The sequence below is a fragment of the Halomonas sp. ND22Bw genome, assembly GCF_003011945.1.
Classification (GTDB): Bacteria; Pseudomonadota; Gammaproteobacteria; order Pseudomonadales; family Halomonadaceae; genus Halomonas; species Halomonas halophila.
Genome location: NZ_PXWD01001948.1, coordinates 1 through 229, shown reverse-complemented (window position 1 = coordinate 229; position 229 = coordinate 1). Strand labels below are relative to the sequence as shown.

Genomic DNA, 229 nt, shown 5'->3' with positions numbered 1-229 from the left:
CGACGCGATCGATGGATTGCCGCCCGCGGTCGCGTTGCAGCAGCAGCGCGGCTCGGCCAACGCGCGATCCTCCGTTGGCAGCGTGACGACGCTCTCCAGCCTGGTGCGGATGCTCTATTCGCGCGTCGGCGAATATCCGCGCAATCAGCCCATGCTCTATGCGGAGGATTTCTCCCCCAACACGGTCGCGGGGGCCTGCCCGACCTGCCACGGCATCGGGCGCGTCTAT

Annotated in this window: 1 protein-coding gene; it reads left to right on the top strand. The window is 67.7% G+C overall.

Features of this window, described 5'->3' with window-relative positions:
* A partial coding sequence (locus tag CVH10_RS25095; RefSeq protein WP_146143445.1) for a hypothetical protein occupies positions 1-229 on the top strand: 229 nt, incomplete at both ends.